The sequence below is a fragment of the Prevotella communis genome (genome assembly GCF_022024175.1).
GTDB lineage: Bacteria > Bacteroidota > Bacteroidia > Bacteroidales > Bacteroidaceae > Prevotella > Prevotella communis.
This window is the reverse complement of the sequence record NZ_CP091794.1, coordinates 1,236,670-1,257,976: the sequence shown is the minus strand read 5'-3', so window position 1 is coordinate 1,257,976 and position 21,307 is coordinate 1,236,670. Positions and strand designations below refer to the sequence as shown.

At 47.4% G+C, this 21,307-nt stretch carries 20 protein-coding genes and 1 pseudogene; 6 read left to right on the top strand and 15 right to left on the bottom strand.

From position 1 onward, the window contains the following. Positions 1 to 40: 40 nt before the first annotated feature. From L6466_RS04995 to L6466_RS04935, 13 genes and pseudogenes are all read right to left on the bottom strand, one after another. A pseudogene (locus tag L6466_RS04995) lies at positions 41 to 499 on the bottom strand (alanyl-tRNA editing protein); the annotation flags it as partial. Positions 500 to 510: 11 nt separating this feature from the next. Continuing rightward, positions 511 to 1,347, bottom strand: a complete 837-nt coding sequence (locus tag L6466_RS04990) for an inositol monophosphatase family protein (protein ID WP_237801868.1) — start codon at positions 1,345 to 1,347, stop codon at positions 511 to 513. A gap of 151 nt (positions 1,348 to 1,498) precedes the next feature. Continuing rightward, the gene (locus tag L6466_RS04985) at positions 1,499 to 1,915 is read right to left on the bottom strand and encodes a hypothetical protein (protein ID WP_237801869.1); all 417 of its coding nucleotides are present in this window, start codon (positions 1,913 to 1,915) and stop codon (positions 1,499 to 1,501) included. A gap of 75 nt (positions 1,916 to 1,990) precedes the next feature. Then, entirely contained in the window at positions 1,991 to 4,675 is a 2,685-nt protein-coding gene (locus tag L6466_RS04980) for a BT4734/BF3469 family protein (protein ID WP_237801870.1), read from the bottom strand. A gap of 35 nt (positions 4,676 to 4,710) precedes the next feature. Next, entirely contained in the window at positions 4,711 to 5,043 is a 333-nt protein-coding gene (locus L6466_RS04975) for a hypothetical protein (RefSeq protein ID WP_237801871.1), read from the bottom strand. A gap of 139 nt (positions 5,044 to 5,182) precedes the next feature. After that, complete coding sequence (locus L6466_RS04970) at positions 5,183 to 5,623, bottom strand: hypothetical protein (protein WP_237801872.1); 441 nt, start codon at positions 5,621 to 5,623, stop codon at positions 5,183 to 5,185. 193 nt (positions 5,624 to 5,816) lie between these two features. Further along, positions 5,817 to 6,482, bottom strand: coding sequence for a hypothetical protein (locus L6466_RS04965; protein ID WP_237801873.1), 666 nt, complete (start codon positions 6,480 to 6,482; stop codon positions 5,817 to 5,819). Positions 6,483 to 6,487: 5 nt separating this feature from the next. Beyond that, a complete protein-coding gene (locus L6466_RS04960) occupies positions 6,488 to 7,492 on the bottom strand; it encodes a Fic family protein (RefSeq protein WP_237801874.1) in 1,005 nt (334 codons plus the stop codon). Continuing rightward, entirely contained in the window at positions 7,485 to 8,786 is a 1,302-nt protein-coding gene (locus L6466_RS04955) for an HIRAN domain-containing protein (RefSeq protein ID WP_237801875.1), read from the bottom strand. Before L6466_RS04955 ends, L6466_RS04960 begins: the two co-directional genes overlap by 8 nt. A gap of 186 nt (positions 8,787 to 8,972) precedes the next feature. Next, on the bottom strand, positions 8,973 to 9,500 hold the full coding sequence (locus tag L6466_RS04950) for a very short patch repair endonuclease (RefSeq protein WP_237801876.1): 528 nt from the start codon (positions 9,498 to 9,500) through the stop codon (positions 8,973 to 8,975). A gap of 4 nt (positions 9,501 to 9,504) precedes the next feature. Beyond that, on the bottom strand, positions 9,505 to 10,176 hold the full coding sequence (locus L6466_RS04945) for a hypothetical protein (RefSeq protein WP_237801877.1): 672 nt from the start codon (positions 10,174 to 10,176) through the stop codon (positions 9,505 to 9,507). A gap of 12 nt (positions 10,177 to 10,188) precedes the next feature. Continuing rightward, the gene (locus L6466_RS04940; RefSeq protein ID WP_237801878.1) at positions 10,189 to 11,427 is read right to left on the bottom strand and encodes an HpaII family restriction endonuclease; all 1,239 of its coding nucleotides are present in this window, start codon (positions 11,425 to 11,427) and stop codon (positions 10,189 to 10,191) included. 1 nt (position 11,428) lies between these two features. Next, entirely contained in the window at positions 11,429 to 12,763 is a 1,335-nt protein-coding gene (locus L6466_RS04935; RefSeq protein ID WP_237801879.1) for a DNA cytosine methyltransferase, read from the bottom strand. Between the two features lie 657 nt (positions 12,764 to 13,420). Here L6466_RS04935 and L6466_RS04930 point away from each other — a divergent pair. Further along, positions 13,421 to 13,963 carry an HU family DNA-binding protein gene (locus L6466_RS04930; protein WP_237801880.1) on the top strand — a complete coding sequence of 181 codons (543 nt, stop codon included), beginning with the start codon at positions 13,421 to 13,423 and terminating at the stop codon, positions 13,961 to 13,963. A gap of 223 nt (positions 13,964 to 14,186) precedes the next feature. Beyond that, positions 14,187 to 14,285, top strand: coding sequence for a smalltalk protein (locus L6466_RS04925; RefSeq protein ID WP_176756895.1), 99 nt, complete (start codon positions 14,187 to 14,189; stop codon positions 14,283 to 14,285). Positions 14,286 to 14,350: 65 nt separating this feature from the next. On the opposite strand, the gene L6466_RS04920 is transcribed toward L6466_RS04925, so the two are convergent. Together L6466_RS04920 and fabD are read right to left on the bottom strand one after the other, a co-directional pair. After that, entirely contained in the window at positions 14,351 to 15,970 is a 1,620-nt protein-coding gene (locus L6466_RS04920; protein ID WP_237801881.1) for an alpha-amylase family glycosyl hydrolase, read from the bottom strand. Further along, positions 15,957 to 16,844, bottom strand: coding sequence for an ACP S-malonyltransferase (fabD, locus tag L6466_RS04915; protein ID WP_237801882.1), 888 nt, complete (start codon positions 16,842 to 16,844; stop codon positions 15,957 to 15,959). The genes L6466_RS04920 and fabD overlap by 14 nt, the downstream gene beginning before the upstream one ends. A gap of 243 nt (positions 16,845 to 17,087) precedes the next feature. On the opposite strand from fabD, the gene pyrB reads away from it, so the two are divergent. The 4 genes from pyrB to glyA all read left to right on the top strand — a co-directional run bounded on the left by pyrB (position 17,088) and on the right by glyA (position 21,228). Then, complete coding sequence (gene pyrB / locus L6466_RS04910; protein ID WP_091819280.1) at positions 17,088 to 18,035, top strand: aspartate carbamoyltransferase; 948 nt, start codon at positions 17,088 to 17,090, stop codon at positions 18,033 to 18,035. Positions 18,036 to 18,051: 16 nt separating this feature from the next. Further along, positions 18,052 to 18,498 carry an aspartate carbamoyltransferase regulatory subunit gene (locus tag L6466_RS04905; RefSeq protein ID WP_091819281.1) on the top strand — a complete coding sequence of 149 codons (447 nt, stop codon included), beginning with the start codon at positions 18,052 to 18,054 and terminating at the stop codon, positions 18,496 to 18,498. Between the two features lie 24 nt (positions 18,499 to 18,522). Further along, positions 18,523 to 19,731, top strand: a complete 1,209-nt coding sequence (locus L6466_RS04900) for a GTP-binding protein (protein ID WP_237801883.1) — start codon at positions 18,523 to 18,525, stop codon at positions 19,729 to 19,731. 216 nt (positions 19,732 to 19,947) lie between these two features. Next, positions 19,948 to 21,228, top strand: coding sequence for a serine hydroxymethyltransferase (glyA, locus tag L6466_RS04895; protein ID WP_237793147.1), 1,281 nt, complete (start codon positions 19,948 to 19,950; stop codon positions 21,226 to 21,228). Positions 21,229 to 21,307: the final 79 nt, after the last annotated feature.

Genomic DNA, 21,307 nt, shown 5'->3' with positions numbered 1-21,307 from the left:
TTAACTCCTTAACTCCTTAACTACTTAACTACTTAACTCCTTATACTATTTTGAACCTCACCCTGAACGAGCGTTCCTGTTCGTCCCAGTTAGTGCCCAGCATCTCAAACCGTCCTATCTGACTCGTTGAGCGTACGTGTTTACCAATGCACGGACACACATCATAATCGCCTATACGCACCAGTCGGATAGTCTCGCTGGCATCCTCTGGCAATCGGTCCAGCACCACCCCCTCAGGAATATTATCACGCGTGACAAACTCAAACCTCACAGGCAAATCCTCTGCTATCAGCTCGTTCATCCTGCGCTCTATCTCCTTCTCCTCTTGTCGCGAAGGCTTATGATCCAGGTGAAAACTCATCTTACTTTTCTTTCTCTCCACGTGCGCATTATAGCTGCGCCCGCATCCAAAGAGCCTTATCATCGTCTGGTTCAACAGATGCTCCGCCGTATGCGCAGGCGGAAACTCCTCCTTGTTATGCTCGTTCAGAATATAATCTTCCATCGTTATCAAGCCGTTTTAATCACGTTAAGCAAGTCCTGCTGTATCACCCCGTTAGTAGCCACCACATTATTGCCCTGCGTAAAATCCTCAGAGCCTTCATAGTTGGTCACCATGCCGCCAGCCTCCTTCACTATCAGCGCACCCGCCATGAAGTCCCACTGGCCAATATATTTCTCCGCATAGCCATCATATCGCCCGGAAGCCACATAGCAGAGCGCCATTGCGGCAGAGCCACACATACGGATACTGCCCACGTTGCCATAGAGCTTATCTATCAGATGCTTTATCACAGGCTTATAGGCATCACTGTTGTAAGGCAACTGCAAGCACATCAGCGCATCCTGAATCTTCTGGTTGCTGACTTTCAACTTTAAACTTTCACCTTTCAACTCTACATACGCTCCTCCCCCTTTCCACGCGCAATAGCACTCATCGTGACACACCTCATAGACCACGCCAATCAGTATCTCCTTGCCTTGCAATAAGGCGATGCTCACGGCGTATGGCGCATACTGATGGATAAAGTTCGTGGTGCCGTCCAGCGGATCTACCACCCAGGTGAGGGATGAAGGCTGAGGACTGAGAGCAGACTCCTCTCCCATCTTACCTCTTCCTTCTTCCGTCTCCGTCGTTCCCTCCTCAGTAATAAATCCTGCCTCGGGCAGCAGCTGGCGCAAAGCACTCACAATCTGCTTTTCCGACCCTTTATCCACATACGACACATAGTCGTGCGCATGCTTACGCTCCACGCTTTCCAAGGAGAATTTTCTTCTCTCCTCCCTGATATAAGCACCCGCCTGCTTCGCTATCTCGCAGACGCCGCGCGTCAATTCTTCTAACATAAAATCTTTATCTTCATCCATTAATCTTCCGATTTTCATGCAAAGGTACAAAAAATCCCACATCTTCCCTCGCTTCTTTCAAAAAAAATGCAAGTTTAAAAGAACATCAGGAACAAGACGCTCGTCTGTTCCTGATGTCCTATCAAATTATCTACTCTCTCGCCAAGGCCCAGCCATCGAGCAAGGCTATCCAATCCAGTCCTTCCGACCCACATTCTTGGACGCACATCGCAGCACCTAGCTTCATCCAGCGGGATGGCTTATCCGAGGGGATGCCCAGGGGCTCATCGGGACCGATGCCCGTGAACCTGCATACATTCTCGATGTATCGCTTCGTGTTGTTCTCATTTGGCGGCGCCCAGCGATTGATAATTGCCCTGATGGTGTAAAGGCGGTACGTGTGGTAGTACGTGCGCGTCAGCATCACGAACGCTGCACGCCATCCATACGCCATGGTTTCAAACTGTACGAAACTTGCATCTGTCTGCAAGGCCTTCATGCCCTGCCACTTATCCTTTGAACGACGAATGTTCAATGGGTTGTTATTACGAATTCCTCTTGCAATCATAATTATGTATTTTATTGTTTATGAATTTTCCAAATGGCACGCCGAAACGCCGAAACGCCGACGCGCCTAGAATTATTAAAGGAGGATGGTTCCCGTCTTATGATATAGGGCAGGTTCTGTGCCTCGCTCCTCGCGAATTTTCTCTACTAGATGGTCGCGAATCAGACGACGAACCTTCCCTCTGGCAGACGATGTGTTTGCGAGGTTGAAACAACGCATCACGTCCTCATTGGTAAACTCCTCTGGCAGTCGGGCGAAACCCTCATACGTCTTCTGCTTGCGCTGCACATTGACTGAAGCATCCTTCAACTTGTTGTCAAAGTAGGCCTCGGCCATGGCTCCAAAGTAGTGGCGCTGACAGGCGTACTGGATGTTGACGATGAGTTCTGCGAGTTTCCAGTCTACCTCATCCGTCTCGAACTCACCGCACCAATAGTTGCCGTCCTGATGCATCTTGTCCCAGTGGCGCATCACGATGAATGGTGCAGAGAAGTTCAGGCCATGATAGGCGCAGCGCTTCAAGAGCATCTCGTCGGCTTTAGAGTCGTTCTCTGCCGCATCAGCCATGCGACGAGCTGTCCAGTCGTAGAGTTCATCGACGATCTTCTGAACGGTCAACTCGCCCTTCATCTTGTCCAGTTTCGCAGCCCACTCCTTCAGACGGTTGTCGCTATCGTAATCAACAGTAGATTCACGACTCATCATCTCGAAGTTGGTGGCAGGCAGAGGGATGCAGGTGAGGCGGGTTGCGAGACCAGAGCCGAAGTTCTGCTCGTTCACCTTCTTCTTCAGCGCGATAGGTGTGCCCGTGTAGATGAAGTTCCACGTCACGATGAAGTCCTGCAGGATGGAGTCGTTGTTCGAATACGCCTGACCGTCTTCCTCATTATGGAAGGCCTTGAGTTCCATTGAGAACTTGTCAATCCAGGAGCCGCCCTTCTGTACGCTCACCGTGTTGTCCAACTCCGTGTCGAAGGTCAGCATGTGAAGCTGCATATCCTCGCCGTCCACATTCTCCACCGAGTTCACCATATCCTGAATAAACTGGGCGTTACTGGTTCGCGCCGGATGCACCCTGACCACCACTTTCGGCTTCTTCGGCTTCTCCTTGTTGGCACCCTTGGTACGCATCTGCTCACGATAGGCGTTGATAGCTTCCTTGCCCACCTTATCGGCCGCCACGATGGGCGAAGCCAATAGCTTAAACAAACGTGTAGCAAAGCTCTTACCACTTGCAGGGTCGCCAATAATCAGCGTCGAGTTATTCAGACGACGAAGTTCCTCAGGGCGATGATAAAATCTGTAAGTACACCTTGTCATCAAGGTCATCAACAGACCGCCAGCCACGAACATCGCCGCAGGATACTGGTTGCGCTTCAAGCCTTTGCAGATGTCACGCAGCAATGGGTATTCAGGCATCAGGGCTTCAATCTGCTCTCCCCAGTCCCAAAGCCAACGGCTCATGTCATCATCCTTCAGCGTCACTGCCTTCTGTGTCTGTGCTTTCGTGATTTCCTGATACGTCTTGCCTGTGACCTCCTGAATCGCGGCGAGCATGGCCTTTGAGGGCAGACAATTTGTGTATTTCTTTTCCTTTTCAGCAATACAACTGGCTGCACTCTCCACCGTCTGCGCCACGTTCTCGTTTCGCTCATCGATGATTTCCTGCACCCACGTCTGCGCCTCCACGATACGTTGCACCAGAGCCTTATCGCCATCAAGCATAAGCAGCAGGTCGGTTGCCAGCTTTAGTGATTCTTTATGGCGATTGCTGTCTGTTGCGCATGGTAGTTTCTCTGCAAAGCGGGCATCAATGATAGGCTGTATTTCATAGCCGCGCCAAAGACTCTCCCCCATCCTCATTCCCGCTGTCGCGCCTACCCGTAGCCTTTCTCTGCGAGAGAGGGGCGTAGATAGTCCTTGCTCTTGAGCCTGACCACTTTCCTCGCTCAATGGTTGGTCGGCAGAAGTTGTAAATTCATGATGCAGCGGCTGCGTTTTCTTGTCACGATACATGGGCGTGTACTCCTTGTCAAATTCTTCATCATAATAGGTAAAAAGTCGTTCTTCGTCAATAAACAGTATCTCGTCTTCCTTGGGAGCAAACGAGTTGCGAGTGGCATCTATGCAGCTCTGATCTGGCGAATAGCCCAGCACGGCAGCAAACGATATCTGATTATCTGCCAGGTTACCAATCTGCCTGTCGGCTATGAAGATAATACGTATGCCATGCCCGCTGCTGGTGATATGTACCAATACCACGCGCGCCATCAGCGCCTCGCATTTCTGCAGTTTTTCCCACACCTCCATGGGGTCGTCTACATGGTCGATATCCAGCATCACCAGTCCGTTCAGATGGCAGCCTTTCAGCACGCGCCTAGGGCCTTTCTTGGTCTTACCGTCCCTGGTCTTCACCGTAGCCTCATCAAACTGATAGCAGCAGAACTGGAATGCCGTCAGCGATTTCTTAAGGTCTTCAGCCCATGCCAGCAGTTTCTTGTCGAGCGGCTTCTTCTGCCACTTCTCCTTGCCTGTCTTGGTCTTCAAATCACGAATCGTCTTGAGCATAAATTTCTGGAAGTCAGTATGCTCGGCCCATTTCTGCATAGCCTCTTCATCGTTGGTCTCGACAGCATGCAGAATCGCCCTGCGCGTATCGATATTAAAGGCTGTAGACGACTTGCGAATCTCCCTCCAGAAGTCCTTTTTGCCGCACTCGGCGACAAAAAGGCTCTTAGTATCTTTCTGATATGTAAACATTCGTTCTAAAGTGTTTGAAGGTCAGTGAATCAGGTTCAACAAAATTCTATCATATCCAACTCCCTGTCAATCAAGGCGTTCTTTGCCTCCTTGGTATGCTCCTCTAAGAGTCCCATTACCTGAGCCGTACTGTACTCCTTGGGGAAACTGCCAAAAACCTTGACGCGTTGCATTGACTCCTTCACCCATCCCCAGGGCAACTTCTTCACCAGACGGTCCTTCTCACGCACCCGCGCCTGACGGTTGTACGCCTTAAAGGTCAGTTTACCTGTGTTCTGATCCATATACAGAACACCTTCCACTCTCTTGCCATTCATCAGCTGAGCCAACAGCTCAATGGCGTTCAATACAAAAATATACTTCTTCATTTGTTGTCGAATTATGAGTTTTGGAAAGCGGGTTTTAGTTTGAGCTCAATTCGTACGTACACATTTCCACGCTCATCCTCCGACTCGGTTAATGTTTCGCTCGGCTTTGCCGCTTGGCTCCGCCAAGAATGTTTAATCTTTAATGTTTAATCTTCTTAGGTCCATACGTGCGCATCATGTACTTCATATGGTTTGCAAACATCAGCTGCGGCATATCCTCCCTCAGCATCTTGCAGATGGTCCTATAGTGCTGGTTAGCCGCTCCGTTCTTCAGCATCATCTTCGTGCCAGTCATCACATAGACCACCAAGGCATACGCCATTGCCGCACGATCCAGAGGGTGATAGTATTCGAGCATCTGTTCTATGCGCTCGCGGCTATCCTCTGTCAACCAGAGTTCCAACAGCTTCAGCATCATCCTCGTGGCCATTGTAGTTTCCCACGAACCGATAGATTCCTCATCATTGGTTTTCTCTTTCCATGGAGCAAGACACTCCATCATTTTGATAAACTCATAATGCTGCTCTTCTGTGCTACTGATTTCTGTTGTTGTAGCTTCCAACATGACTGTCTTTGTCATAAATCCAAAACTTTATTAAGTAATACAAAAAAAATTGCCAACGGTCGTCATTTCTGATTTCCGTTGGCAAAGATTCTAAATCCAGTTCCAGATTTACAAGTCTTCCCTAAAATAATTAATATTCAGCTAATCCATTGGTTTATAATTATTTAGCTAAATCCGCCAATATTTCTAAAAGTGGATTCAGGTGGATTCAAGTGGATTCAGTCTTAGAATACTTCTTTAGCATCCCCTGAAGCAGTCCAAAAAGCATATTTGCCTCAGCCGAATCCAACTTATTGCTCATACGCTTCACAGCGCTGGCAGGTTTATTATAATAAGGTGCGAAAGCAAACTCCATGTCAGTAAACTGCAGGGCGCGCGCCCTCAGCTCTTCTATCTGTAGCAGTTTTCCGACAAAGGGAGCCACAATCATCACACCATCATATTTTGAGGCAGTGCTGAGAAATTCATTGATTTTTGTCTCATAGTTCTTCCTCAAATCATCCATCATCTTCGCAATGCGCTGGCCGTCCACAAAGAAAACATACTCACCCTGCCATGCTCTGGTATTGGTTTTGATGGTCTCGCCATTCTTCTTAGCAGCCTCCATCACAATGTCCTTCACCCTGTTCACAAACACATCGGCAGGAGGCAACTCTAGCCTTACCTTTACCTTAGGAGCATCGACCTCAGCCGTTTCGTCCACCACCTCCTCAAAGTCGGCAAACTCCTTCTCCAGTTCCTCTGCTTCCTTTTCCTCCTGCTGTTTCCAGTCGCCCTTCTGCTCAGGTACATTATATTGTACGAACTTAAACATGATGCTCCCAGCCTGGTGCACATGCTTATCGCCCTTGATATATTCCTTCGTATCACTCATTGTTATTAAAGATTAGTCTTCCAGTATCCAGTCTTGTTGCTACCAACACGCACTATAATACCTAATGACTTCAATATAGATATATGCTTGTACACCTGTCTCTCCTTCAGACCAAGTTGTTCACAAATAGTGGTCACCGTAGCCTTGGGATTCTTGTGGATAATATCATAGACATCCCATGTCGGCTTAGATACCTCGGGGAATTTATCCTGCACTTTATCCTGCACTTTATCCTGCACTTCCTCATCTACATCCTCATACTTTTCCATTGCATCCAGCAAACAGCGAAGCATAAACTCCACGAACTGGCTGCTCTCTCCTGCTGCGTCGCATCGGGCTATCACATTGTAGTATTCTTGCTGATGTTCCTTTACGATGGTCTCTACAGGAAGCCATGCAAAGATGCCTTTCCAACGAGAGAGCAACATCGTTTGCCAGAAACGCCCCATACGTCCGTTACCGTCAATAAACGGATGAATAAACTCAAATTCATAGTGAAACACACACGAGTAAATAAGAGGATGAGCATCCGTTGTTTTAACCCAGTCGAACAGGTCACTCATCAACTGTGGCACTCTGTCGGCTGGTGGAGCCATGTGAAAGCAGTTTCCATTCCCATCAAACACACCCACACCTTCCTGACGGTAGTGTCCTGCTTGTTTCACCAAGTCTTTCATCATCAGCCCATGAGCCTTCAGCATATCCTTCTCATTGAAAGCATCCAACTTATGCATCAGGTGATAGGTCTCAATAGCGTTCTTTACCTCCTGTATCTCATCAGGTGCACCGAGCACGTGCTTACCATCTACTATATCAGTCACCTGTTTCAGTGAAAGGCTGTTATGCTCAATGGCCAGCGACGAATGAATGGTCTTTATCTGGTTTTTCTTACGCAATTGAGGTGATGGTGTTTGATCTCCCAAGCGAGTGATAATCATACCTATCTGCTCTGATATCTGTGATACCAAATGCAGCATCTCCGTCGTTATAGAAAATGGTGGTTTATACATATTTCTTCGTTTTTTTATTCTCCTTTTGCTCCAGCAGAGCCTGCTGCTGTTCAGCTATACATGCAGCTATCTTAGCTGGGTCTGTGCCCTGAGGTATGACCATCTTCAGCATCTGCCCTCCATCTTGAAACTCGTTCTTATCGCCATAGAAATTCTGGGTTCTAGGCTCTTCCAAACTTTTCTTCACAGCCTCATCCATCTTATGTTGCCTGTCCTTCTGCTCTTTCACTTTGGCAAACATTTTTTCGAGTAACTCGGCGGCTTTCTCGTCCCAAGCCGTGCCTGTTAGCAGGGCCGTTATCTGTTGGTATGCTTCATATTGCAGCTCCACCGTGGGCAACTGAAGAATGCGTTCGACTAGGATTTCATATTCGTCGTTTTGTACAAGTTCACGCGTCTTTACTGCCTCGTAGAAGGCAATACCAGACACCAGTTGCCACAACACCCTGCGAGGTATGTGCATATAGAGCAGCCTTGCCATAAAATGTTCCTTGTTCTCCAGCCACCGCTCGAACATCGACTCAGGAAAAGCCTCCAACTCCCTTCGTACCTTTTCCACATCATATTCATGGCGGCAAGCCAACAATGGTTTGATGGTCTTCGGCTCTGAGATGATGTGCATCCAGTAGTACAGCACCTCGCCGCCATGCACCTCTCGCCCTGTTCGCCCGAAAGCCATCTTCAAATTTTCCACGAGGCCGTCGAATCGGCTGCCAGCGATACCTATTAGTTTCAAGCACAAACGGCGACGGAAATCACTCATTTCGCCACTCAGGTCGTAGCGCGACATCAGACAGAACCTTTCCGTCAGCGTCTCAAAGTCCTCCCTGTCCTCATCGCTCCAATCCTCATACTCATCTAGTCGCTCGTTGATCTCGTCCATCATATAGTCCAGCGACGCCATCTCCGCTGTAAGTTTCAGCATGGGGCCAGTGTACTTCCATGCCTGATACGAGGCCGTAGGGTACAACTCACCCACCTCGCCCAACGTCTCTACATGGCACTCAAACACCACACACTTATGCTCGCTGTTCACCTCTACAACATGTCCACGCAACGACTTCCTGCCGCTACCGCGCAGTGTCTGCCAAGTTTCCTTCAGGTCGTGCGAGGCCACATAGCCTACATGCCTCCCCTGCCAGTCGTAGGCACAAACGGCATTCACATCATAGTCGTTAGCCGGGTCAGGGCGCAACGTCATAACTCGCCCCTGTGCCTCTGCCAAAAACTCGACCAAACACTCACCTACGTCATAATATGGCAATGCAACAATGTGTATTCTGACTATCTGCATATCCGAGCTGCGAAATTACAAAAATTTCCTTACGCGCCAAAATTTATCATATATAAATCTACGATTCACATCGCACTTTTCTGAATATAGAATAATATAGTTCGCAAATGGAGGAAAAAGTCAGGCAACATGCCCATTACAAATTTAACAAGGGCGCGATAAACATCATATAACGTATGCCATAACCTATAACTCATTTTCCGCTGCCATTGGCATCTTCACGTCCTCTTCCTTCAATTGAGGGTAAGATATACTCTTGGCACCATGATCCTGTAACCAAATATGATTTAACGTATATGCTATTGAATCCAATGTCAGTTCTCTCTGTTTAGGTTTCAACTCACATTCCCAAACACTGATGCAATGCCAGCCCATTTCTGCCAGTTTCCGCTGTTCATCCTTATCGCGCTCCTTATTCCTGCGAATCTTTGCCACCCAGAAATCATGATTTGTTGTTGGTATCTTGCAACAAACTGAGCTCTCCATAGTCTTTGAATCCACAAGATGACCATGCCAGAAACAACCGTTAATGAAGATGCAAGTCCTGTATTTTCTCAGCACCAAATCAGGATGCCCAGGCAATCGTTTGTGATTTAAGCGATACCTAAACCCACGTTTCCACAAGCCACGTCGCACAATCATTTCTGGCTTCGTATTCTTACTTCGGATTGCCGCCATATTTTTGCTGCGCTGCTGTGGTGAGAGATAATCCATATCGCTACACAATACCTTTTGAAATGAAATTATACAGATTGTCCCCTAGTACAGTGCGCTTATAGAAAAGCATTATACGAGGAGCTCTCGTTCTCATTTTTATATTTCCACGACTTCTAAAAAATCCGTCAATTTCCTCTTGGCTACATTGTTCAATAATTCGATACGATGTAAGATAGTCTAACTGAACCTTGATATCGTTCTTGCTCAACTTCTCTTCAAATATATGAGAGAAGTGTTCGACTGCTTCTCTCCCATTGAAATGAGTTGTCAAGTCCTTCAAAATTCGCACACCAGTAAAATCAATTTTCTCGACTAAATCAAGAAGTATGCGTTTATTTCCTTGCTCAACGTTATCAGGATGACAACATGCCGTTAAGTATGATGCATATAATCGTCGTTTTTCTTCATTAGCTTCATCTTTAGCCTTTTGCAAAACCATTTTCAAATCTTCCAAATACCTTTCTCTGTTGACATATAGTTCACCAATTACTATTTCTTTCAACATGTCAAGTTGTTCTTGATGCTTTTGCAGGGTGTCTTCTATATTCCTTGTTTGCTCCTCATTCATATAACTCACAATCGCAGCACCCAAAGTTGTTGCAGACGCAGCTGCTTTCAAAAAGCTTCTGACAGAAATAGTGTTATTTCTAGTTGATGAAGGAACATTATCCATAAGATATAAATATTATCTGAACCTTACTTGAAAATTTATCGCAATATAGAAATCTTCGCCTTTCTGATAGACGTAACCGAAATCACCTTTCTTGTGATTCTTAGTGCCACTTACTCCATTCTTGAAAATCAATTTGTTCTTTTCATCATCCGTCAATTCTCTGCTTTCGTCAAGAGCAGCCTTAGCTTCAGCGACTGCAAGATCTTTGCTGGCACCTCTATCAGGGCGGTCTACAAAAGTATGCTTGAAAAGATAGTTTTCAAATATATCATCAGAGATTGCACGGTAATAAAGCAACTCACCTTCACGGTCTACATCTATATATCCACCAGTAAGTTTCTTTCTTCCGTTCCACTCTGTAGATGCTGTCATGCCTGCAAAAGAGGCAAAGAGAAATGCCTTCAGTTTTGCCTCATAAAAAACATCAGGATTTCTAACGCCAATAGGATTCTGTTTAGCTAGCGCTTTGCTGATTTCTGGGATACCCGACGAATCCAGACCGTCAATATAACCAATCTGCATCAGCATCGCATTTTGTAGAATTTCATCCATACGAGAATCTACCACACGTAAATTCTGTTCAAAAATCTCATTTCTACATCCAACATATTCTAAAGAATAGCTTTCTTTAATTGCAGAGACAATATCAAGAAAAGATTCATTATAATTTAGAAGATGCATGCCATCAACATCGCACCCAACAACCTTATACACAAAACCAGAGGATTGTGAACTATTGAAAAGCGTAGGTGAACTGCCAATATGTGACTTGATGGAGAATCCTCCTATAGTCCTGACATGATCGAATGAATCTTCTGTTGTTACAATGATATCAGTTTTAGCACCGTATTTCTCTTTAGCATCTTCAGACAAATTTGCCTTGGGTGAGTCAATACTAAGCCCCTCCATGTATTTTTGTATTTCAGGAACTTGTATCTTTCTATCGCCAGCAGTAACATTCCTAATCTTTTCATACAAGAGAGTGGCTTTTTCTGTCAGCTCTGGTGCAGTTATAATCTTCAACTTCTCATCACCCTTGAAAGACTGGACGTATGCAACTTCATCGTTGACAAATCTTTCAAAGATAAGGCATTTATCAGGTTCATCACGTATAATATTTATGATGTCGATATACGTCAGTTCATCTTTGACCAAATCAGCTGATGCACCATATATTCTACCATCACCAAGCAAGCGGAGGAAAACATAAGCCTCAGTCCACTCACCTCTATTAAATTCCCATACTGCCATATCAAATCACTCCTAATAATTCAAGTTCTTTTTCTGCTGTTGCTTTAATCGCTGGTATTGCTACGGAGTTGCCAAACTGCTTATAGGCAGAGGCATCTGCAACGACGATTTTAAAATTGTCAGGGAATCCTTGCAATCTAGCCCATTCTCTTGGGGTCATCTTACGAACTCCTTCACGATTCACTTCACCATGAATGTTGGTCACTGGACGGAAATCTGTCAAACGATCGTCTGTTACAAGATTTCTTTCTCTTCCCATTCCGCCAACGACAATAGCATTTGCAACACCATTCTTGTCAATAATCTCATAGCCAAAACCATGTCCTGCAGCTTCGTGACGAGCACGGTGGCGGCGAAGGGTTTCCAGATACACATCAGAAAGATAATACTTAACCGATACTTCTTTCTTCTCCATGACAGCCTTAAACGGCACTCTATGTCCTTCGGGGGTAGTTGGCTCAGGATAATGGAACTGAGCGACATCAACATGTAAGTCCTTTCTGAAACCGATAATATATAAACGCTCTCTATGCTGAGGTACACCAAAGTCCATTGCGTTTACAATCTGAGGCGGTACCACATCATATCCAACCTGATCCAAATGCTCAAGAATAGTCCTAATAGTCCTTCCCTTGTCATGAATCATCAGACCCTTTACATTCTCTAAGAAGAATGCCTTAGGCTGCTTGCGACGTAGGATTTCTTCAATTTCAAAGAACAATGTACCACGAGTTTCATCTTGAAAGCCCAGACGTTTGCCTGCTAAAGAGAAAGCCTGACAGGGGAAGCCACCACAAAGTACATCAAAGCCATCTGGAATATAACTCTTGGTAACTTCCTTGGTAATGTCACCAAAAGGCATCTCACCATAGTTTGCAAGATATGTACGCTGTGCCTGTGCGTCGAATTCGGACGAATAGACGCATTTGCCTCCGAGTTCTTGCATGGCAATACGGAAACCGCCTATGCCAGCAAAAAGATCAATAAAGGTAAACTTCGGATTCTCAGGAGCAGGAAAGGGAACCTTGAAGAAGTCTGCAAAGAGATCATTCTCTAACGGGCTATCTGCTGCTATGCATACATCCTCATCGCTAACATCCTTCCACATAGGATTCTTCTTGTCCTGCTGGCGCTTGTACTCAACGAAATCTCGTATTGCTCCAAGAATCTCATCGCGTTTTTCACCTGATAATTTGTCGTGTTTACCGTCAAGGGTGTGCAGATACTGACTCAATATAGCAACCTGCGTCTCATAAGACGTAGGGCCATATATCTTCAGACCGTCTGCAGTCACCTCTTCAGGTAACTTAGATATATTAACTTCTGCTATTGCCATTGTTCGTATCTATAATTTAAGGTGCAAAGATACAAATAATCTTTGATATTATTCGCTACAAGTCACATTTTTATACATTAATCGATAAAAATGCCGTAAAGCATCCTCCAAGATACCAGGGAGGCATGCACTTGTCATTTTTGAAATGATGAAAGATACAAAAGTATCTTAAGGAATACATCGAAAATAAAAATAGAGTGCCCTTCTCTCGAAGAAAACTTCCACCAAAGTATTTCTGGATTTTTGTCTTGAATAGCCGTTTCGCCGTTTAGGCGTTTCGCCGTTACATTTGGATTTGCACATAGTAGCATCATAGGGTATATAGTCTATTTTAAATTATTATATATTATAATATATAATAATTATATATAATAGATTTATGGCACGACACGCCTATCGATTTTGCAAATGGCACGCCGAAACGGCGAAACGGCGACACGCCTAGAAATTTTCTTGAAAAATAATTGAAAATAATCGGGGGAAACTATTGTTTCGCGTTGATATTCTTTGTACCTTTGCATTGTCAAAAATGAGCAACACGCCGTATCGCTGACAGCAAAACGCCGGCTCGCTGCAAGAGAAAAGCCGTTTCGCTCAAAACGACACAAAAACAACATTAAACAACAAACATTTAAAAACTAAACTACACAAAAAACTATGGGAACAATTGAAATTAAGAAAGTAGAACGCAAGGTGACTGTGGGCAAGAAGGGCGAGCAGCGCCAGCAGGTGAAGAAGACCTACGGTAAGATTATCTATCGCGGCACAATGCGACTCACCGACATGGCCGAGCACATCATGAAGCACGGCAGTATCTATACCGAGGACGTGGTCATCGGTGTGATCACCAAGCTGAAGAGCTGCATGCAGGAGATGCTGGCCGACGGCTACAAGGTGAAGCTCGACGGCATCGGAACGCTCTACCCTGTGCTCACCTCCAAGGGCGTTGCTGACGCGAAGGACTTCAGCGCCTCTGAGAACGTCACCCGCCTGGGCATCGCCTTCTTGGCCGACCAGAGCAAGAAGTCTGCCTACAAGGCTTCCGCCATGCGACAGGGCGCTACGCTGAGCACTCAGCTCTACAGCGAGCTGACGGGCGAAGACGGAGCTACGGAGTCAGGGAACAACGGAAACACGGAGAACGGCGGCGGCAGTTCTAGCTCCGAATCTGGCAACGGCGGCGGTCCCGTCAATCCTTAAACCTCGCACAGAGGTGATAATCTCACACAGAAATCACGGAAATCACAGAAATGAGAATCGCCAGCGATTCTTTATCCGCTGAATCCGATTAATCCGTGGTCGAAAGATTTCCGTGATTTCTATTTGCTTTGCAAATACTGGAGGCGCAGCCAATTTCTGTGATATCTGTGGTTTCTGTGTGAACTTAAATAATCTATCGGTGTGAAATTAAAACATTATTACCATGAAGAACAAGACATTTTGGAAATTCGCAATTCAAACAGCCATTAGTGTGCTGTCGGCCATAGCAACGGCACTGGGAGTGACCTCGTGCATGGCGTAAAAGTAAAAAAGTAAAAAAAGTGAGCTCGGCAATTTGCCGGGCTCACTTCTTTTATGACGTTTTTCCTAAAACTTATACACCACGGCACCTCGTGGAGACAGTGCAATGGATACCTGCTGGTCGCGTATCAGGACCAGTGAGACCTGAGTGCCTGTGAGGAGATCCACAGCCTTGTATGCCTTCTCCAAGAGGTCCAGATAATCGAAGGCGTGGCTGGGGATGGTGATGTCTGTCGTGACAGGCACGTCGGCAAAGTTGGCCACCACAAAGAGCGTCTCCTTGTCAGCCTTGCGCAGGAAGGCATACTGCTGGCGATACTGCTGATTGGCATACATCACATCAAACATCAGACCCTCGGAAACAGCTTTCTCAGAACGGGCGATATTCAACACCTTATTATATATCTGCGTCAGCGCGTTATAGCGGGGCTGCAAAGACCAGTAGTCGAAGATGGTGGTGCGCCCGTCGCATCCGCTGAAGCCCTCGGCATCCATGCCACGCTCGCCCCACTCCTGTCCGAAATAGAGCATGAAGGGATTCTGCTGCATCAAGGCATTGACCACCAGAGCTGGTATGGCTTTCTCGCCAGAGCCTGCAAAGAAATCGCTGGCCACGCGCTGCTCATCATGATTCTCAAGGAAATAGAGCATGTGGTCACGGATATCGTCGGTCTGCTGCCAAGCCCAGGTGATGGCATCCGTATCACGACGATGACAGATCACATCACGCATGGCATCATACATGCCCACCTTGTCGTAGAGATAATCAAAACCAGATGCAATGTAATGGCGATACTCATTGGGATTATACACCTCGCCAATGAAACGGATATCGGGATACTGCTCGCGCACCTGCGCCGTAGCCCATGCCCAGAAATCGGCAGGCACCATCTCTGCCATATCGCAACGGAAGGCGTCAACACCCTTGCCAGCCCAGAAGAGCAGGATATCGAGCATCTTCTGCCACGTATTGGGTATGGGCTCGAAATGTCCCACGCCACCAGCATAATAATCTACGCCATAGTTGAGCTTCACCGTCTCGTACCAGTCGTTTCTGCCCGGCGCATTGTGGAAACAATCGTTACCCGTAGCACGGGCAGGCATCTCCTGATAAGGCTCTTTCTCACCATGATAGAGGTCGAAATAAGGCATGAATGCCTGGCCTGGACAATAATAGAAATTATTGCGGGCAGGGTTGAACCCCTCGTTGGGATTATCATCCTCGCCCAGGTCGCGCACGCCAGCAGGCTTACAGATACTCTTATACTGACGTGCCACGTGGTTGGGCACGAAATCGATAATCATCTTCAGTCCGGCACGATGGGTGCGGGTGACAAGCCGTTCGAACTCCTCCATACGACGCTCCACATCCACAGCCAGGTCGGGGTCGATGTCGTAGTAGTCGGTGATGGCATAAGGCGAACCTGCCCTACCCTTCACCACAGCAGGATGCTGGCGAGGGATACCATAGCGAGAGTAGTCGGTCATCGTGGCATGACGGATGACACCAGTGTACCAAATATGAGTCACGCCCAACTCCCTGATTTTCTTCAGGGCGCTGGGCGTGAAATCGTTCAGTTTTCCACATCCGTTCTCTTCTATCGTACCATTAACCACTGGGGTATTGCTACGATGACCGAAAAGACGGGTGAAAACCTGATAGATGATAATCTTATGCAATGCCATGAGCACTTACTTCCTTGTTAATCTTGGCAATCATGCCCTGCAGAGCCTTACCAGGACCGCACTCGGTGAAGTCGTCGGCACCGTCGGCAATCATATTCTGCACACACTGTGTCCAGCGTACAGAAGAGGTGAGCTGAGCGATGAGGTTCTGCTTGATCTCAGCAGGCTCTGTATGGGGCTTACCGTCCACATTCTGATAAACAGGACACTTAGGAGTCTTGAACTCTGTTTTCTCGATAGCAGCCTGGAGCTCGTCCTTAGCGGGTTGCATCAGGGGGCTGTGGAAAGCACCACCCACCTTCAGGGGCAGGGCACGCTTAGCACCGGCAGCCTTCAACTGCTCGCAAGCCTCGTTGATGGCGTCCACATTACCAGAGATAACCAGCTGGCCAGGGTTGTTGTAGTTAGCACAAACCACGATATTGCCTTCGCGATTGATACCAGCACAAACCTCCTCAACTTTCTCGTCGGGCAAGCCGATGATAGCAGCCATCGTAGAGGGAGCTGCCTCACAAGCCTTCTGCATAGCCATAGCACGAGCGTAAACCAGACGCAAGCCGTCTTCGAAACTCAGGGCACCAGCAGCAACGAGTGCTGAGAACTCACCCAGAGAGTGACCAGCAGTCATAGCGGGCTGGAAGGCGTCGCCCATGCAGATAGCAGAGATAACTGAATGAAGGAATACGGCAGGCTGAGTGACCTTAGTCTGCTTCAGGTCGTCGTCCGTACCCTCGAACATAATATCTGTGATTCTGTAGCCCAGAATCTCGTTAGCCTTTTCAAAAAGTTCCTTTGCTGTTGCGTTGTTGTCGTAGAGGTCCTTACCCATTCCTACGAACTGTGCTCCCTGTCCAGGGAAAACAAATGCTTTCATTTTTTTCTACTTAATTTATTGATGAATAAATGTTTGCGGCTGCAAAGGTAGTGCAAATCGAGCGAAAAACCAAATTTATTTGAATTTTTCCGAGATGCAGCCTGCCTTCGTCGGTATTTTCCGACAGAATTAATAATAAAATATTGAAAATCATTAAGCGGCAGCAAATTTTTCACTTTTCACTATTCACTTTTCACTTAAATTTCGTAACTTTGCAGCCTGAATAAAACAATTCAGCCATCTATGGATAAACATAATTTCGTCACCATTGCCGATCTCACTCGTGAGAAAATCCTCTACATGATTGAGATGGCACAGGAGTTTGAAAAGCATCCCAACAGAGAATTGCTCAAAGGCAAAGTCGTTGCCACCTTGTTTTTTGAGCCCAGTACCAGAACCCGCCTTTCTTTCGAAACAGCAGCCAACCGACTTGGCGCACGTGTCATAGGCTTTGCCGACCCAAAGGTGACCAGTGGCACCAAGGGCGAGACACTGAAAGACACTATTCTGATGGTCTCCAACTATGCCGATGTCATCGTGATGCGCCACTATATCGAGGGGGCTGCACAATATGCCTCTGAGGTTGCTCCGGTACCCATTGTCAACGCTGGTGACGGTGCCCATCAGCATCCCTCACAGTGCATGCTCGACCTCTACTCTATCTACAAGACGCAGGGCACACTGGAGAACCTTAATATATATATGGTGGGCGACTTGAAATACGGACGTACCGTTCACTCACTGCTCATGGCTATGCGCCACTTCAACCCCACATTCCATTTCGTGGCTCCCAAGGAATTGGCTATGCCCAAGGAGTACAAGCTCTACTGCGACGAGCACGGCATTAAGTACCAGGAGCACACGGCATTCAACGAGAAGGTGATTGCCGATGCCGACATCCTTTATATGACGCGTGTACAGAAGGAGCGTTTCTCGGACCTCATGGAGTATGAGCGCGTGAAGAATGTGTATGTGCTGAACAACGAGTTGCTGAAGAATGCTAAGCCCAACATGAAGATCCTGCATCCGCTGCCACGCGTGAACGAGATTGCCTACGAGGTGGACGACAACCCACATGCTTACTATATCCAGCAGGCTGGTAACGGACTCTTTGCACGTGAGGCTATCTTCTGCGATGTGCTGGGCATCACACTCGATGATGTGAAAAACGATAAGACGATTATCAAGTAATTGAAAATTGACTATTATGAATAAGAAGGAAAGATTAGTGGCTGCCATCCAACATGGTACCGTTATCGACCACATACCCACAGACAAGACTTATCAGGTAGCCTCCATTCTGGGCCTGTTCAGTCTGCAGACCCCTGTTACCATCGGTTTCAACTACCCTTCAAAGAAAGTGGGATGCAAGGGTATCATCAAGGTGTCGGACAAATTCTTTACCGACGACGAGATATCACGCCTGTCGGTGGTGGCCCCAAACGTGATACTGAGCATCATCCGCGACTATGAGGTGGTGGAGAAGAAAGCTGTGGTGACACCAGCTGAGATCAAGGGTATCGTGAAGTGCAACAACCCCAAGTGCATCACCAACAACGAACCCATGCAAACGCATTTCCACGTGCAGGACGGTATCCTGACTTGCCACTACTGCGAGAAGGAACAGGATATCAACAAGGTGGAACTGGTTTAATTTAGAGTTAAGAATTAAGATAAGATGAAAGAAACTCCCGTATTGCTGCTGACAGGTTATCTGGGTAGCGGCAAGACAACATTACTGAATCGTATCCTTTCCAACGAGAAAGGTATTAAGTTTGCCGTTATCGTGAATGATATCGGTGAGGTAAATATCGACGCCACACTGATTCAACAAGGTGGCGTGGTGAACCAGCAGGACGACTCGCTGGTGGCACTGCAAAACGGATGCATCTGCTGCACACTGAAAATGGACCTCGTGAAGCAGTTGCAGGACATTATCCAGATGCAGCGCTTCGACTATATCGTCATCGAGGCCAGCGGTATCTGCGAACCTGGCCCCATTGCCCAGACCATCTGTTCTATCCCCTCGATGGATCCGGAACTGACAAAGGACGGCTGTCCCCGCCTGGATTGTATCGTCACCGTGGTAGATGCCCTGCGTATGCGCGACGAGTTTGAGGGTGGTGCGCTGCTCACCCGTCCTGACATCGACGAAGAGGATATCGAAAACCTGGTGATTCAGCAGATTGAGTTCTGTAACATCGTGCTGCTCAACAAGGCCGCTGAGGTGACACCCGAGGAACTGGGACGCATTCGCAGTATTGTGCGTACACTGCAACCCAAGGCCGAAATTATTGAGTGTAACTATGGTGACGTGGACTTTGATAAGATTCTGAATACCAATATGTTCGACTTTGATAAGGTGGCTACGTCTGCAGCCTGGATTCAAGAGGTTGAGCGTCATCATGAGGAGGACGAGGACGACGATGACGACCATGACGACGATGAGCATCACCACGATGACCACGATGAGCACGAGCACCACCATCATCACCATCATCACGATGAGGGCGAGGCAGAGGAATATGGTATAGGAACCTTCGTATATTATCGTCGCGGTCCCTTCAAACTGGGACTCTTTGATGATTTCGTGGCTCGCAAATGGCCAAAGGGCGTGATACGTGCCAAGGGTATCTGCTATTTCAACGACGAGTTGGATATGTGCTACCTCTTTGAACAGGCAGGTAAACAGGTAAGCATCCGTCAGGCAGGACAGTGGTTTGCCACAATGCCTAAAGACGAACTGGCACAGATGATGGAACGCGACGCGGCCCTGCGTGCCGACTGGGACGAGCAGTATGGCGACCGCATGCAGAAGATTGTCTTCATAGGACAACATCTGGATAAAGAAGCTATCACCAAGGCACTCGATGATTGCTTGGCATAAGGTAAGGTAAAAGCGAAGAGTGAAAAGTGAAAAATTTGCTACCGCAAGAAATAGTGAAAAATTTGCTACCGCACATCATAAAAAAGCAAAAAAACAACAGCGGCAGCAAATTTTTCACTTTTCACTATTCACTTTTCACTTTAATTTCGTAACTTTGCAGCCGCTAAAGTGTACAAAATACGGCAATTTTAAACCAACCCAACAAATAAAACAAAAATGAAAAGAGACAACACCATTTTTGAGTTGATCGAGAAAGAGCATCAGCGCCAGTTGAAAGGCATTGAGCTGATTGCCAGTGAGAACTTTGTAAGCGACCAGGTAATGGAGGCTATGGGCTCGTACCTGACCAACAAGTATGCTGAGGGTTATCCTGGTAAGCGCTACTACGGCGGATGTCAGGTAGTAGACGAGGTAGAGCAGCTGGCTATCGACCGCGTTTGCAAGCTCTTTGGTGCAGAATACGCTAACGTACAGCCCCACTCTGGCGCACAGGCAAATGCTGCCGTTCTGCTGGCAGTACTCAAGCCCGGCGACACCTTTATGGGTCTGAACCTGGCACATGGTGGTCACCTGAGCCATGGCTCATTGGTCAACACAAGTGGTATCCTCTATAAGCCCGTAGGCTACAACCTCAACGAGAAGACGGGTCGAGTGGACTACGACGAGATGGAGGCACTGGCACTGGAGCACAAACCTAAGTTGATTATTGGTGGCGGTTCTGCTTACAGCCGTGAGTGGGACTACAAGCGCATGCGTGAGATTGCCGACAAAGTAGGCGCTCTGCTGATGATTGACATGGCTCATCCCGCTGGTCTGATTGCTGCCGGTTTGCTGGAGAACCCCGTGAAGTACGCTCACATCGTTACCTCTACAACCCACAAGACCCTGCGCGGTCCTCGTGGTGGTATCATCCTGATGGGTAAGGATTTCGACAATCCTTGGGGTCTGAAGACACCTAAGGGCGAGATTAAGAAGATGTCTGCTCTGCTGAACAGCGCCGTATTCCCCGGACAGCAGGGTGGTCCTCTGGAGCACGTGATTGCTGCCAAGGCAGTAGCCTTCGGCGAGGCTCTGCAGCCCGAGTTCAAGGAGTGGGCTAAGCAAGTACAGAAAAATGCCAAGGTTTTGGCTGAAGAGCTCATCAAGCGCGGCTTCACTATCGTTTCTGGTGGTACAGACAACCACTCTATGCTGGTTGACCTGCGCTCTAAGTATCCTGAGCTGACGGGTAAGGTGGCCGAGAACGCCCTGGTTGCTGCCGATATCACCGTGAACAAGAATATGGTGCCTTTCGATAGCCGTAGCGCTTTCCAGACTTCTGGTATTCGTCTGGGTACTCCCGCTATCACCACACGTGGTGCTAAGGAAGACCTGATGATTCAGATTGCTGCTTGGATTGAGGAAGTGCTCAATGATCCTACCAACGAAGAAGTTATCGCAAGCGTTCGCGCTCGCGTCAATGAGAAGATGAAGGAATATCCTCTCTTCGCATATTAATTTTTCTACCCTATCACTGCGCTCACTTACCCATGAAAATAGGGAGAGTGGGCGCAGTTTCCTAACTAAAAGCCAACGA

Coding starts and splice junctions, on each gene's coding strand:
- L6466_RS04990 (WP_237801868.1), bottom strand. CDS start 1,347: ATGTTAGAAGAATTGACGCGCGGCGTCTGCGAGATAGCGAAGCAGGCG.
- L6466_RS04985 (WP_237801869.1), bottom strand. CDS start 1,915: ATGATTGCAAGAGGAATTCGTAATAACAACCCATTGAACATTCGTCGT.
- L6466_RS04980 (WP_237801870.1), bottom strand. CDS start 4,675: ATGTTTACATATCAGAAAGATACTAAGAGCCTTTTTGTCGCCGAGTGC.
- L6466_RS04975 (WP_237801871.1), bottom strand. CDS start 5,043: ATGAAGAAGTATATTTTTGTATTGAACGCCATTGAGCTGTTGGCTCAG.
- L6466_RS04970 (WP_237801872.1), bottom strand. CDS start 5,623: ATGACAAAGACAGTCATGTTGGAAGCTACAACAACAGAAATCAGTAGC.
- L6466_RS04965 (WP_237801873.1), bottom strand. CDS start 6,482: ATGAGTGATACGAAGGAATATATCAAGGGCGATAAGCATGTGCACCAG.
- L6466_RS04960 (WP_237801874.1), bottom strand. CDS start 7,492: ATGTATAAACCACCATTTTCTATAACGACGGAGATGCTGCATTTGGTA.
- L6466_RS04955 (WP_237801875.1), bottom strand. CDS start 8,786: ATGCAGATAGTCAGAATACACATTGTTGCATTGCCATATTATGACGTA.
- L6466_RS04950 (WP_237801876.1), bottom strand. CDS start 9,500: ATGGATTATCTCTCACCACAGCAGCGCAGCAAAAATATGGCGGCAATC.
- L6466_RS04945 (WP_237801877.1), bottom strand. CDS start 10,176: ATGGATAATGTTCCTTCATCAACTAGAAATAACACTATTTCTGTCAGA.
- L6466_RS04940 (WP_237801878.1), bottom strand. CDS start 11,427: ATGGCAGTATGGGAATTTAATAGAGGTGAGTGGACTGAGGCTTATGTT.
- L6466_RS04935 (WP_237801879.1), bottom strand. CDS start 12,763: ATGGCAATAGCAGAAGTTAATATATCTAAGTTACCTGAAGAGGTGACT.
- L6466_RS04930 (WP_237801880.1), top strand. CDS start 13,421: ATGGGAACAATTGAAATTAAGAAAGTAGAACGCAAGGTGACTGTGGGC.
- L6466_RS04925 (WP_176756895.1), top strand. CDS start 14,187: ATGAAGAACAAGACATTTTGGAAATTCGCAATTCAAACAGCCATTAGT.
- L6466_RS04920 (WP_237801881.1), bottom strand. CDS start 15,970: ATGGCATTGCATAAGATTATCATCTATCAGGTTTTCACCCGTCTTTTC.
- fabD (WP_237801882.1), bottom strand. CDS start 16,844: ATGAAAGCATTTGTTTTCCCTGGACAGGGAGCACAGTTCGTAGGAATG.
- pyrB (WP_091819280.1), top strand. CDS start 17,088: ATGGATAAACATAATTTCGTCACCATTGCCGATCTCACTCGTGAGAAA.
- L6466_RS04905 (WP_091819281.1), top strand. CDS start 18,052: ATGAATAAGAAGGAAAGATTAGTGGCTGCCATCCAACATGGTACCGTT.
- L6466_RS04900 (WP_237801883.1), top strand. CDS start 18,523: ATGAAAGAAACTCCCGTATTGCTGCTGACAGGTTATCTGGGTAGCGGC.
- glyA (WP_237793147.1), top strand. CDS start 19,948: ATGAAAAGAGACAACACCATTTTTGAGTTGATCGAGAAAGAGCATCAG.